This window comes from Streptomyces rectiverticillatus (assembly GCF_013394065.1).
Taxonomy (GTDB): Bacteria; Actinomycetota; Actinomycetes; order Streptomycetales; family Streptomycetaceae; genus Streptomyces; species Streptomyces rectiverticillatus.
Genome location: NZ_CP040752.1, coordinates 3,703,990 through 3,717,748 on the forward strand (window position 1 = coordinate 3,703,990; position 13,759 = coordinate 3,717,748).

Consider the following 13,759-nt stretch of genomic DNA (forward strand, 5'->3'; position numbering starts at 1 on the left):
CCAGCACTTTTCCGAACTTTTCCGACTCTTGGGACCCGGAAAGACCGGTCGGCCGACCAGGAGGGGAAAGGCCGACCGACCGGTTCAGTGACCACGTATCAGTAGGTATCAGTCGGTGTCAGTAGCGGTAGTGGTCCGGCTTGTACGGACCCTCGACCGGGACACCAATGTAGGACGCCTGCTCCGGACGGAGCTCGGTCAGCTTCACACCCAGCGCGTCCAGGTGCAGCCGCGCGACCTTCTCGTCCAGCAGCTTCGGCAGGACGTAGACGTCCGTGGGGTACGACTCCGGCTTCGTGAACAGCTCGATCTGCGCCAGCGTCTGGTCCGCGAAGGAGTTCGACATCACGAAGGAGGGGTGACCGGTCGCGTTGCCCAGGTTCAGCAGACGGCCCTCGGACAGCACGATCAGGACCTTGCCGTCCTCGAACGTCCACGTGTGGACCTGCGGCTTCACCTCGTCCTTCACGACCCCCGGGATCTTCGCCAGACCCGCCATGTCGATCTCGTTGTCGAAGTGGCCGATGTTCCCCACAATGGCCTGGTGCTTCATCCGGGCCATGTCCGAGGCCATGATGATGTCCTTGTTACCCGTCGTGGTCACGAAAATATCCGCGCTCTCCACGACCTCCTCCAGGGTCGTCACCTGGTAGCCGTCCATCGCCGCCTGCAGCGCATTGATCGGGTCGATCTCCGTGACGATGACCCGGGCGCCCTGCCCGCGCAGCGACTCCGCACAGCCCTTGCCCACATCGCCGTAACCGCACACCACCGCGACCTTGCCACCGATCAGCACATCCGTGGCCCGGTTGATACCGTCGATCAGCGAATGACGGCACCCGTACTTGTTGTCGAACTTCGACTTCGTCACCGCGTCATTCACATTGATCGCGGGGAAGAGAAGCGTGCCGTCCCGCTGCATCTCATACAGACGGTGCACACCCGTCGTCGTCTCCTCCGTGACACCACGGATCTCCGACGCCATAACAGCCCAGTCGAGTTCGCTGTTCTGCAGGAGGCGCAGCACAGCGGCGTGCTCCTCGTCCGTGGCCGTCGACGGGTCGGGAACCGCGCCCGCCTTCTCGTACTCGGCGCCCTTGTGGACGAGGAGCGTGGCGTCGCCGCCGTCGTCCAGGATCATGTTCGGACCTGCGTGGCCGGGCCAGGTCAGGGCCTGCTCCGTGCACCACCAGTACTCCTCCAGCGTCTCGCCCTTCCAGGCGAACACCGGAATGCCCTGCGGGTTCTCCGGGGTGCCGTTCGGGCCGACCGCGATGGCGGCGGCCGCATGGTCCTGCGTCGAGAAGATATTGCAGGACGCCCAGCGCACCTGCGCACCCAGCGCCACAAGCGTCTCGATCAAAACGGCCGTCTGCACCGTCATGTGCAACGAACCGGTGATACGCGCACCCGCCAGCGGCTGCGCCTCGGCGTACTCCTTACGGATCGCCATCAGACCGGGCATCTCATGCTCGGCCAACGTGATCTCCTTACGGCCGAAAGCCGCAAGCGAAAGATCCGCGACCTTGAAGTCCTGGACCGGATCCTGGGCGGCGGGACGTGCCATCGAAAGCTCCCTGATTTAACTGATTTAACTGAGTGAAAGACGAACTGAAGGAAAGGGGAAAGGAATCGCGTCAGGCCGCTGCCGGGCGTCGCCCCCGGCCCTGCCCCACGCCCAAGCCCCCGCCCAAGCCCCCGCCCACGCCCAACCCCAAGCCCAGGTTCTGGTGGATCTCCAGCGTCGCCGTGGACCGGTTGAGGGTGATGTAGTGCAGCCCCGGCGCCCCCTCGTCGAGGAGCCTGCGGGCCATGTCCGTCGCGTAGTCCACGCCGATGCGGTGCGCGACCTGCGGGCGGTCCGCGGCCCGGGTGAGGCGGTCGGCCAGGTCCTGCGGGAAGGCCGCGTTGCTGAGCTCGGCGAACCGGCGGATCTGCCGCGCGTGCGTGGCCGGCATGATCGCCGGGATGATGGGGACGATGCAGCCCGCCGCGGCGACCCGGTCCCGCAGCCGCAGGTAGTCCTCGACGTGGAAGAACATCTGCGTGATCGCGTAATCGGCCCCGGCCCGGCACTTGGCCACGAAGTGGCGGATGTCGTCGTCCCAGTCCGCCGACCGGGGGTGGCGCTCGGGGAACGCTGCCACGCCGACCGTGAAGCTGCCCGACTCCTTGATGAGCTCGACCAGTTCCCGGGCGTGGGAGAAGCCTTCGGGGTGGCGCCGCCACTCCCCCTGCGGGTCGCCCGGCGGGTCCCCGCGCAGGGCGAGGATGTCGCTGATGCCGACGGCGGCGTACTGCCCGATGATGTGACGCAGCTGGGCGACCGAGTGATCGACCGCCGTCAGGTGGGCGACCGGCCGGAGCGTGGTCTCGGAGGCGATGCGCTCGGTGGCGGCCACGGTGCGGTCGCGCGAGGACCCGCCCGCCCCATAGGTCACCGACACGAACGTCGGGGCCACCGCCTCGATGCGGCGGACGGCATCCCACAGAGTCTGTTCGCCGTCCGCCGTCTTCGGCGGGAAGAATTCGAAGGAGTACGAGCGTCCGCCGCTCGCGAGAACCTCGCGCAGAGTGCTTCGGGACCGTGTGGCCTCCGCGTCCATGCTCTTCCTTTCCTCACAGGGGATACGCCTCCGCACTGGGGATACGCCTCCGCACAGGAGATACGCCGATGCGCGGCCGAGCCGGCTCAGCGCGCGTTGAAGTACGTGGCGTCGGGGTGGTGGATGACGATGGCGTCGGTGGACTGTTCGGGGTGGAGCTGGAATTCCTCGGAGAGGTGGACGCCGATCCGCTCCGGCTGGAGGAGGTCGGCGATCTTTGCGCGGTCTTCGAGGTCGGGGCAGGCTCCGTAGCCGAGGGAGAAGCGGGCGCCGCGGTATTTGAGGGCAAACATGTCCTCGACGTCGTCGGGGTCTTCGCCGGCGAAGCCGAGTTCGGCGCGGACGCGGGCGTGCCAGTACTCGGCGAGGGCTTCGGCGAGCTGGACGGACAGGCCGTGGAGTTCGAGGTAGTCGCGGTAGGCGTCGGCGGCGAACAGCTCGGCCGTGGCCTCCCCGATCCGGGAGCCGACGGTGACGACCTGCAGGCCCACGACGTCCTTCTCACCCGACTCCTCGGGCCGGAAATAGTCCGCCAGACACAACCGCCGCCCGCGCCGCTGCCGCGGGAACGTGAAACGCGTCCGCTCGGTGCCGTCCTCGCCCAGGAGGATGAGGTCGTCGCCCTTGGAGTAGCAGGGGAAGTAGCCGTAGACGACGGCTGCTTCGAGGAGGTTCTCGGTGTGGAGTTTGTCCAGCCAGCCGCGGAGCCTCGGGCGGCCTTCGGTCTCGACGAGTTCTTCGTAGGTGGGGCCGCCGGCGCGGGCCTGCTTCAGGCCCCACTGCCCCTTGAACAGGGCGCCTTCGTCGAGCCAGGACGCGTAGTCCTTCAGCCCGATGCCCTTGATCACCCGCGTGCCCCAGAACGGCGGCTCCGGCACCCGGTTATCCGTCGCCACATCCGAGCGGACCGAACCCTCCGGCTCCTGAACCTCCAGCACAGCAGCCGTATCCCGCTTCGCCACCCGCCGCTGCTTCAGCTCCGGCAACACCGCCCCCGGCACACCCCGCTTCACCGCGATCAGCGCATCCATCAACCGCAGACCCTCGAAAGCATCCCGCGCGTAACGGACTTCACCCTCATAGATCTCGTGCAGATCCTGCTCCACATACGCCCGGGTCAGGGCCGCACCCCCCAGGATCACCGGATACCGGGCGGCGAGCTTGCGCTGGTTGAGCTCCTCCAGGTTCTCCTTCATGATCACCGTGGACTTCACCAGCAGCCCCGACATCCCGATCACATCGGCACGATGCTCCTCAGCCGCCTCAAGGATCGCCGAGACGGGCTGCTTGATACCCAGGTTCACGACGTTGTAGCCGTTGTTGGACAAGATGATGTCGACCAGGTTCTTACCGATGTCATGGACGTCACCACGGACCGTGGCCAGCACGATCGTGCCCTTGCCCTCCGCATCCGACTTCTCCATGTGCGGCTCCAGATACGCCACCGCCGTCTTCATCACCTCAGCCGACTGCAGCACGAACGGCAACTGCATCTGCCCCGACCCGAACAGCTCACCGACGACCTTCATACCCTCCAGCAGCGTGTCATTGACGATCTCCAGCGCCGGCCGCCCCGCCAGCGCCTCGTCCAAGTCCGCCTCCAGGCCGTTCTTCTCGCCGTCGATGATGCGGCGCTGGAGCCGCTCGTCGAGCGGCAGGGCGAGCAGCTCCTCGGCCTTCCCGGCCTTCATCGACTTGGTGTCCACACCCTCGAACAGTTCGAGGAACCTCTGGAGAGGGTCGTAGCCCTCCCGCCGCCGGTCGTAGATCAGATCGAGAGCGACGTCGACGTGCTCCTGCTCCAGGCGGGCGATCGGCAGGATCTTCGAAGCGTGGACGATGGCCGAGTCCAGGCCGGCCTTCACGCACTCGTCCAGGAAGACGGAGTTCAGTACGAGGCGGGCGGCCGGATTCAGGCCGAAGGAGATGTTGGACAGGCCGAGCGTCGTCTGCACATCCGGGTGGCGGCGCTTGAGCTCGCGGATCGCCTCGATCGTGTGGACGCCGTCCTTGCGGGACTCCTCCTGGCCCGTGCAGATCGTGAACGTCAGGGTGTCGATGAGGATGTCGCACTCATGGATGCCCCAGTTCCCGGTCAGATCCGCGATGATCCGCTCGGCGACGGCCACCTTGTGCTCGACCGTCCGGGCCTGGCCCTCCTCGTCGATGGTCAGGGCCATCAGCGCCGCGCCGTGCTCCACCGCCAGCCGCGTCACCTTCGCGAAGCGGGAGTCGGGGCCGTCACCGTCCTCGTAGTTGACGGAGTTGATGACGGCCCGGCCGCCGAGCTTCTCCAGGCCCGCGCGGATCACGTCCACCTCGGTGGAGTCCAGCACGACGGGCAGGGTGGAGGCGGTGGCGAAGCGGCCCGCGATCTCGGCCATGTCGGCGACGCCGTCACGCCCCACGTAGTCGACGCACAGGTCCAGCAGGTGGGCGCCCTCGCGGATCTGGTCACGGGCCATCTCCACGCAGTCGTCCCAGCGGCCCTCCAGCATGGCCTCGCGGAACTTCTTCGAACCGTTGGCGTTCGTCCGCTCACCGATCGCGAGGTAGGAGGTGTCCTGGCGGAAGGGGACGGCCTGGTAGAGCGATGCGGCACCCGGCTCGGGGCGCGGCGCCCTCTCGGCCGGCGTGAGACCCCGCACCCGCTCCACGACCTGCCGCAGGTGCTCGGGGGTCGTACCGCAGCAGCCGCCCACCAGCGACAGCCCGTACTCCCGCACGAACGCCTCGTGGGCGTCCGCCAGCTCGGCGGGCGACAGGGGGTAGTGCGCGCCGTTCTTCCCCAATACCGGCAGACCCGCATTGGGCATCGCCGAGACGCGCGTACGGGCGTGCCGGGACAGATAGCGCAGGTGCTCGCTCATCTCGGCAGGGCCCGTCGCACAGTTCAGGCCGATCATGTCGATGCCCAGCGGCTCCAGCGCCGTCAGGGCCGCCCCGATCTCCGAGCCGAGGAGCATCGTGCCGGTGGTCTCCACCGTGACCTGCACCAGCAGCGGCAGATCCGCCCCGGCGGCCGCCATCGCCCGCCGCGCGCCGATCACCGACGCCTTGGTCTGGAGCAGGTCCTGCGTCGTCTCCACCAGGATCGCGTCCGCGCCGCCGGCCACCAGGCCCTCGACGTTCTGCTGGTACGCGTCCCGCAGCGCCACGTACGGCGCGTGGCCGAGCGTCGGCAGCTTCGTGCCCGGGCCGACCGAGCCCAGGACCCAGCGGGTCCGCCCGTCCCCGGCTGCGAACTCGTCCGCGACCTCCCGCGCGATGCGGGCACCCGCCTCCGACAGCTCGAAGATCCGCTCGGGGATGTCGTACTCGCCCAGCGCCGCCAGGTTCGCGCCGAAGGTGTTGGTCTCCACGCAGTCCACACCCACCGCGAAGTAGGCCTCGTGGACCGAGCGGACGATGTCGGGGCGGGTCACGTTCAGGACCTCGTTGCAGCCCTCCAGCTGCTCGAAGTCCTCCATGCTGGGATCCTGCGCCTGAAGCATCGTGCCCATCGCGCCATCGGCCACCACGACCCGGGAGGCGAGCGCCTCCCGCAGCCGGGCGGCCCGAGTGGCACCGTCGGTGGCAGCCGTGGTCACGACGCGCCGCCCGCGGTCGACGGATCCGGCAAATGCGGGGCGATCTCCTCTGCGGCCTGCGTCCCGTAGGCCTCCTCGATACGGGCGAGCAGGTCGGTCCAGGCCGGCTTGTACTCCTGTGTGCCGACGGACTCCAGCACCAGAGTGGCCAGCGCGCAGCCCAGTTGCGCGGCGCGCTCGTACGGCTGCTGCCACACCACACCGGCGAGGAACCCGGCCCGGAAGGCGTCGCCGACTCCCGTCGGGTCCTTGATGTCACCGGTCGGAACGGCGGGAACGCGCAGCTCCGCACCGCCCGCCTCCGTGATCACCACGCCGTTCTCCCCCAGCGTGGTCACCCAGGTGCCCATGCGCGCGAGGACCTCGGCCGCCGTCCAGCCGGTGCGCTCCTGCAGCAGCGCGGCCTCGTACTCGTTGGTGAACAGGAAGCGGGCGCCGTCCACCAGCCGGCGGGTCTCCTCCGCGCCCAGCCGGGCGAGCTGCTGCGAGGGGTCGGCGGCGAAGGGCAGGCCGGTGGCCCGGCACTCGTCCGTGTGCCGGAGCATCGCGGCGGGGTCGTTGGGGGCGACGACGACCAGGTCGATCCCGCCGACCCGCCGCGCCACCGGCGCCAGATCGATCTCGCGGGCCTCGGCCATGGCACCGGCGTAGAAGGTGGCGATCTGGTTCTGGTCGGCGTCCGTGGTGCAGACGAAGCGGGCCGTGTGCAGGGACTCGCTGATGTACACCGAGTCGGTGTCCGCCCCGTTGGCGCTCAGCCACTGCCCGTACTCGGCGAAGTCCGCGCCCGCCGCGCCCAGCAGCACCGGGCGCAGGCCGAGGCGGCCCATGCCGAAGGCGATGTTGGCGGCGACACCGCCGCGCCGGATCTCCAGCGTGTCGGCGAGGAACGACAAGGACACCTTGTCGAGCTGGTCGGGGATGAGCTGCTCGGTGAAGCGTCCGGGATAGACCATCAGGTGGTCGGTGGCTATCGAACCGGTCACGGCGATGCGCACGGGGTTCTCTCCCTGGGCTCGGGGCGAGGGGCGGTGGGTCCTGCGGTGCAAGGGGCAGGGGGCGGAGAGCAGAGGGCGGGGCGGCATGCCCCGCCCCCCTCCCGTCCGGCTAGAGGCCTGCGGCCTTCTTCAGGGCCTCCACGCGGTCCGTGCGCTCCCACGTGAAGTCCGCCAGCTCACGGCCGAAGTGGCCGTAGGCGGCGGTCTGCGCGTAGATCGGGCGGAGGAGGTCCAGGTCGCGGATGATCGCGGCGGGGCGGAGGTCGAAGACCTCGGCGATCGCGGTCTCGATCTTGTCGGTGTCGATGGTGTTCGTACCGAAGGTCTCCACGAACAGGCCGACGGGCTCGGCCTTGCCGATCGCGTACGCGACCTGGACCTCGCAGCGGGACGCCAGGCCTGCGGCGACGACGTTCTTGGCGACCCAACGCATCGCGTACGCGGCCGAGCGGTCCACCTTGGACGGGTCCTTGCCCGAGAACGCACCGCCACCGTGACGGGCCATGCCGCCGTACGTGTCGATGATGATCTTCCGGCCCGTCAGACCCGCGTCACCCATCGGACCGCCGATCTCGAAACGACCGGTGGGGTTGACCAGCAGCCGGTAGCCGTCGGTGTCCAGTGCGATACCGTCCTCCACCAGCTCCTTGAGGACGTGCTCGACCACGAACTTACGGATGTCGGGAGCCAGAAGAGAGTCCAGGTCGACGTCCGACGCGTGCTGCGAGGACACCACGACCGTGTCGAGGCGGACGGCCTTGTCGCCGTCGTACTCGATCGTCACCTGGGTCTTGCCGTCCGGCCGCAGGTAGGGAACGGTCCCGTCCTTGCGGACCTCCGACAGACGGCGGGACAGCCGGTGTGCCAGGTGGATCGGCAGCGGCATCAGCTCGGGCGTCTCATCGCAGGCGTAGCCGAACATCAGGCCCTGGTCACCGGCACCCTGACGGTCGAGCTCGTCCTCATCACCCTCCACACGCGACTCGTAGGCCGTGTCAACACCCTGAGCGATGTCCGGCGACTGCGCACCGATCGACACCGACACACCGCACGAAGAACCGTCGAAACCCTTCGTCGACGAGTCGTAGCCGATCTCGAGGATCTTGTTGCGCACGAGCGAGGCGATCGGCGCGTACGCCTTCGTCGTCACCTCGCCGGCCACGTGCACCAGGCCGGTGGTGATCAGGGTCTCGACGGCCACGCGGGAGGTCGGGTCCTCCTTGAGCAGGGCGTCGAGGATCGTGTCGCTGATCTGGTCAGCGATCTTGTCGGGGTGACCCTCGGTCACGGACTCCGAAGTGAACAGGCGGCGGGACACATCGCTCCCTAGGACGTGGGACGTTGGGCGGTGGACGTGGGACGTGGGACGTTTCGGGACGGTTCCCGGTCGGCCAGTCGGCCGGGCGAGCGGCGGCCCGGCCGTCAGGCGGCGTACGGGGTCTTGGCCCGTGCCTCGCGCAGGGCGACGGCCCACCACAGCAGCTGGTCGAGCAGCTTCTTCGCGGCGCCGTTGACGCCTTCGGTGTCCCGCGGCTGCCCCTCGTCGTCGAAGGCGGTGTAGGCGGAGGGGATGGTCACGCCGTCCCGCAGGGTCACGGTGTGCAGCTCGGCGAAGACCGTACGGAGCTGCTCGACGGCGCGGACGCCGCCGGTCGCGCCGCCGGAGTAGCTGACGAAGCCGACCGGCTTGGCGTGGAACTCGGTGTACACCGAGTCGATGGCCTGCTTGAGCGAGGCGGGGTAACCGCGGTTGTACTCGGGCGTGATGACGGCGAAGACGTCGGCACGATCGATCCGCTCCGCGAAGGCGCGCACCGCCGCCGAGGGGTACGTGCCGTCCTCGCCGGGTCCCTCCAGGACGTGCGGCAGGTCGGCCTCGGCCAGGTCGATGACGTCGACGTCCAGGTCGGCGCGCTCACGGGCGTGGGCGGTGAACCAGTCGGCGACGACCGGACCGAAGCGGTCCTTACGGGTGCTGCCGACGATCACGGCGAGGCGGGTGGGGCTCTGGGGGCTCGTGTCCGACAAGGCGGTTCCAATCTCCGTGCAGGGGGGGTGACAGGGAGGACAGGGGTGACAGGGGTGACAGGGGAGCGTCAGGGGTGTCGGATCGCGCCCGCTCAGCCCGTCGCGCCCGGCAGCAGCACGATGCGCCCGATGTGGGCCCGGGACTCGATCTCCTCGTGGGCCCGGCCGACCTCTTCGAGGGGGTACGTCGCGTGCACCGCGTGCCGGATCGTGCCGTCGGCGAGGCCGGCGGCCAGCTCTTCGTGGTTGGCGAGGTACTCCTTGGGGCGGGCGGCGCGCCAGCGGGACAGGGCGAAGCCGGTGATGAACTTCATCTCGATGAGTTCCATGGGCGAGATCCGGGGGATCTCCAGCCCGCCGCCCGCGGAGCCGTAGAAGACCAGGCGGCCGAAGGGGGCCAGCAGGCCGACGCCCCGGCGGAGGACGTCGCCGCCGATGCTGTCGAGGATGATGTCGACGCCGGCGCCGCCGGTGGCCTCGCGGACCTCGTCGACCCAGGTCTCGCGGCTGTAGTCGACGACGACGTCGGCGCCGAGGGCGCGGGCGAAGTCGAGCTTCTCGGCCGAGCTCGCGGTGGCGATGACCGGGCCGGCGCCGTGGGCCTTGGCCCACTGCACGCTCAGGTGGCCGATGCCGCCGGACGCGGCGTGCACCAGGACGCTCTCGCCCGGGCGCAGGGCGGCCGTGCCCAGGGTGCCGGTGCCGATGGGGCCGGGCGAGGGGAGGGCGGTGGCCTGCGCGGCGTCGAGGCCCTCCGGGACGGACAGAACCGTCGCCGCATCGACGACCACGTAGTCGGCGTACGCCCCGTGGAGCGTGAACGCGCCGACCCGGTCGCCCTCCCGGAAACCCGTCACCCCGGCGCCCACGCCCGCGACGCGCCCGATGACGTCGCCGCCGAGCACGATCGGGAACTCGGGCCGCCACATCGGCGCGGGGAAGATGTTGCGCCGCATCTGCGTCTGCGCGAAGCCCACGCTGATCGCCTCGGCGGCGATCAGCACCTCACCGGGGCCCGGCTGCGGCACGGGGGTCTCCTCGACCCGCATGACCTCCGGGCCCCCGAATTCACGGATACGGATCACACGCATCTGAGATTCCTCCAGTTGATCGGTCGGATCGTCGGATCAGTGGGTCAGTGGGTCAGTGGTCAGCCGTGGGTCAGGGGCTCGGCGCGCCCCGTGCTCTGCTTCAGCTCGAAGAACGCCGGGTCGCCGGCCAGGGTCCGGAAGGCCTCCCAGAGCCGCACGGCCCGCTCGCCGCGCGGTATCTCCGACAGGACCGGGCCGAACTGGCCCGCGCCGCCGTCCACGGAGATCGTCGGGACGCCGATCAGCTCCTGGCCGAGTCCGTCCGAGGGCACCCGGGCGTGCGAGGCGCGCAGGTCGTCGTCCCAGCGGTCGTCGTCCATGGCGTCGACCAGCTCGGCGGGCAGCCCGGTCTCGGCCAGGGCCGCCTCGATGTCCGGGCGCGTCTTGCTCAGCCCCTCGATCATCGCCGCGCGGAACTCCTCGGCCGGGGCCGTGCGGACGGGCTCGAAGATGCCGCCGGGGCCGTGGAAGCGGGAGCCCATCGCCGTGTAGAGCGGGCCGGTGACGGCGTCGCCGTGGGCGGCGCGGGCGGCGGCCAGCACCCGGACCGGGCCCCAGTAGAGGTCGAGCATCGTGCGCCGCGCCTCGGGCATGTCCTTGCCGCTGTTGAGCAGGGCCAGGCTCATCTCGCGCCAGCGGACGGTCACCGGGGCCTTTTCGGCCACCTCTGTGATCCACCGGGAGGCGATCCAGGCGAAGGGGCACAGCGGGTCGAACCAGAAGTCCACGACGTGCGATTCAGCCTGCTGAGACTTCTGGGGCTGTGGCTGGGGTTCCATGTTCTCGTCTTCCCTGTGTGACTCGGGTGCCCGGTCCCTCCGGGCCTCCGGGGCTTCCCGGGCGTCGATCCGCGCGAGCGCGTCGAGCACGGCGTTCTGCTTCTCGTCACGGGCGCGCGACAGCGCGGCGTAGTCCGTGCCGAAGGTCCGGTCCGCCTCGGCGCCGAGCGCATCGACGGCTTCCGGCGTCAGAGCCGGGACGGCGGGGGCGCGCCAGGCACGCTCCAGGCCGGGGGCCACGCCGCCCAGCCAGCGGCGCAGGCCGCCCTCGCCGCCGCCCAGGTGGAAGGCTTCGAACGGCCCCACGACGGCCCAGCGCAGGCCGATCGACTGCGTGACGACGGCGTCGAGTTCGGCCATCGTGACGACGCCCTCCTGCACGAGGTGGACGCTCTCCCTCAGCAGTGCGGACTGCAGGCGGTTGGCGACGAAGCGCGGTACGGGCTTGCGGACGACGACGGGGACCTTGCCCACCGCCCGGTAGAAGGCCGTGACCTCGTCGATCAGCCCGGCGGGAGTGAGCCTGCCGCCGACGACCTCGACCAGGGGGACGACGTGCGGCGGGTTGAAGGGGTGTCCCACGACGACGCGTCCCGGCTCATCCATCAGCGCGCCCATGTCGTCGGGCAGCAGCTTGGACGTGGAGGACAGGAGGAGGGCTTCCGCGGGAGCGGCCTGCTCGACCGTACGGAAGAGCTCCTGCTTGAGGGCGAGGTCGTCGGGTGCGTTCTCCTGCACGACCGCCGCACCGCGGACGGCGCGGGCCATGTCGGGCTCGAACTCCACGTGCTCCATGAGCACATCGACGTCGGCGGCCCCGCCCGGCAGGGTGGGGGCGAAGACGGCGAGGCCCTCCCTGACCACCCGTTCGGCGTCGGGCCGTCTGCTGTTGACCCGCACCCGGAGCCCCTGGTCCAGGAAGAGGGCGATCCAGCCGAGCCCGATGGTGCCCGCGCCGATGACGGCGACGACGGTCCGGTCCCCGGAAGGCCGTACTCCGTCCCCGGAAGACCGTAAGCCGTCCCCGGGAGGCTGCACGGCGCCCTCGGAAGGCCGTACGCCGCCCCCGGAAGGCTGTACTGCGCTGCTCATCTCGTGCCCGTTCTCGATTCAGCGGACTTCGGCGGACGCCCGCGCGTGGCTGCCGGGAGGCACTCCGGCAGCCGCGCCCGGGCGGTCACCCGCTCGGTCAGTAACCGACCTGGGTGGTCGAGAACGACACCGGCTTGGCCGGGTCGGCGTAGCACTGGAACGGGTCCCACTGGTTGGTCACGGGCTGCAGCCGGTTCCAGGAGAAGGCCGGGTCGCTGAAGCTGGAGCCGCCCGCGCCGGTGGTGAGGGTGGCGCCGTTGGTGCTCGGGGCCTTGAGCGTGACCTCCAGGTTCGGGAAGTCGAACTCGACGCCGCCGGCCCACTCGCCGTCGGACTTGACGGCGAGGTTGTTGCCGTTGCGCTCGACCCACTGCTTCGCGGAGCCGAGGTTGCTGCCGCCGGTCAGCTTGTAGCTGACGACCGTGGCGTTGGCCGGCACCTTGTACGCGATGTTCACGGTGTTCAGGAGCTTGTTGAAGTCCGCCACGGCCTTGATCGGGGCGGAGTCGAAGGTGACCTTGAAGGTCTGACCCGGAGCGACCTTGGCCGGCGCCGTGGTCGTGAAGTCACGCGCGTAGGTAACCGGAATCCAGTTGCCGTCGTACCGGGTCTGGCAGGTGTAATCGAGCGTCTTCGTCGCGGTGCCGGCACTCGCCGTTCCGGCCGAGGACATGATCCCCGTCAGAGCAAGCCCCAGTGAGGCCGCAAGTCCGCCCGTCAGCTTCCACTTGTGCTGCACTGCATTTCCTCTCTCAGACGGCGTGGAGTACTTCCAGCGCCGGGAACAGACTCCGGAACGCGGCTGGAGTCCCGATGGAGAGCGGATCGAATTCCGGCCGTGACAGCGGGTTTCGGCCTGGGCGGACCTACTTACCTACCTGCCTGTCTACCTACGCGAACCGCGCGTACCTGCGCGTGACCTCAGACGGACGCCGCCGGCTCCTTCTGCGCCCGCTCCCACGCGCGCTCGATGAAGGTGAGCAGCTTCTCGGGCGCCTGCACGCCGGAGACCGGCATGCGGCCGTCGATGACGACCGACGGCACACCCGTCACGTTGAACTGGCGGGCGCGGTTCTCGTCGGCGACCACGGCGTCCGCGTAGCGGTCGCTCTCCAGCACCTCGCGGACCTCGGCCCCGTCCAGCCCGGCCTCGCCCGCCAGCTGCACCAGCACCTCGCGGTCGCCGACGTTGAGCGCCTCGGTGTGGTACGCGTGGAACAGCCGCTCCATGACCGGCTCCAGCAGGCCGCGCTCGGCCGCGAAGTGGGTGAGGCGGTGCGCGTCGAAGGTGCCCACGGGGCGGGACTTGTGGAGGTTGAGCTCCAGACCCTCCTGCCGGCCCTGGGACTTGATCAGTTCGATCCGGCCCGGCAGCACGTCCGGGGCCGTCCACTGCGCCATGGCCTCGGCCGCCGTCGGGCCGGGCTCGCTGCCCTCGCCCGGCGCGAGCTCGAAGCTGCGCCAGACGATCTCCAGCTCGTCGCGGTGGGCGAAGCCGTCCAGGGCGGCGGCTATCCGGCGCTTGCCGATGTAGCACCACGGGCACAGGACGTCGGAGTAGATCTCGATCTTCAT

At 69.8% G+C, this 13,759-nt stretch carries 10 protein-coding genes; all 10 read right to left on the minus strand.

Annotated elements, in window-relative coordinates:
- Positions 1-118 precede the first annotated feature (118 nt).
- The 10 genes from ahcY to FGW37_RS16050 all read right to left on the minus strand — a co-directional run bounded on the left by ahcY (position 119) and on the right by FGW37_RS16050 (position 13,759).
- Positions 119-1,567, minus strand: a complete 1,449-nt coding sequence (gene ahcY, locus FGW37_RS16000) for an adenosylhomocysteinase (RefSeq protein WP_179081667.1) — start codon at positions 1,565-1,567, stop codon at positions 119-121.
- Between the two features lie 70 nt (positions 1,568-1,637).
- Positions 1,638-2,606 (minus strand): methylenetetrahydrofolate reductase [NAD(P)H], encoded by a 969-nt coding sequence (gene metF, locus FGW37_RS16005; protein ID WP_179081668.1) that lies wholly within the window; start codon positions 2,604-2,606, stop codon positions 1,638-1,640.
- A gap of 86 nt (positions 2,607-2,692) precedes the next feature.
- Entirely contained in the window at positions 2,693-6,196 is a 3,504-nt protein-coding gene (gene metH / locus FGW37_RS16010) for a methionine synthase (RefSeq protein WP_179081669.1), read from the minus strand.
- The gene (locus FGW37_RS16015; protein WP_179081670.1) at positions 6,193-7,194 is read right to left on the minus strand and encodes a carbohydrate kinase family protein; all 1,002 of its coding nucleotides are present in this window, start codon (positions 7,192-7,194) and stop codon (positions 6,193-6,195) included. The genes metH and FGW37_RS16015 overlap by 4 nt, the downstream gene beginning before the upstream one ends.
- A 109-nt stretch (positions 7,195-7,303) precedes the next feature.
- Positions 7,304-8,512, minus strand: coding sequence for a methionine adenosyltransferase (metK, locus tag FGW37_RS16020; RefSeq protein ID WP_179081671.1), 1,209 nt, complete (start codon positions 8,510-8,512; stop codon positions 7,304-7,306).
- A gap of 104 nt (positions 8,513-8,616) precedes the next feature.
- Complete coding sequence (locus FGW37_RS16025; RefSeq protein ID WP_179081672.1) at positions 8,617-9,222, minus strand: NADPH-dependent FMN reductase; 606 nt, start codon at positions 9,220-9,222, stop codon at positions 8,617-8,619.
- Positions 9,223-9,314: 92 nt separating this feature from the next.
- The gene (locus tag FGW37_RS16030) at positions 9,315-10,313 is read right to left on the minus strand and encodes a quinone oxidoreductase family protein (RefSeq protein ID WP_179081673.1); all 999 of its coding nucleotides are present in this window, start codon (positions 10,311-10,313) and stop codon (positions 9,315-9,317) included.
- A gap of 59 nt (positions 10,314-10,372) precedes the next feature.
- Positions 10,373-12,184 carry a mycothiol-dependent nitroreductase Rv2466c family protein gene (locus FGW37_RS33990; RefSeq protein ID WP_343067111.1) on the minus strand — a complete coding sequence of 604 codons (1,812 nt, stop codon included), beginning with the start codon at positions 12,182-12,184 and terminating at the stop codon, positions 10,373-10,375.
- 97 nt (positions 12,185-12,281) lie between these two features.
- Positions 12,282-12,923, minus strand: a complete 642-nt coding sequence (locus FGW37_RS16045; RefSeq protein ID WP_179081674.1) for a hypothetical protein — start codon at positions 12,921-12,923, stop codon at positions 12,282-12,284.
- Between the two features lie 182 nt (positions 12,924-13,105).
- Entirely contained in the window at positions 13,106-13,759 is a 654-nt protein-coding gene (locus FGW37_RS16050; RefSeq protein ID WP_179081675.1) for a DsbA family oxidoreductase, read from the minus strand.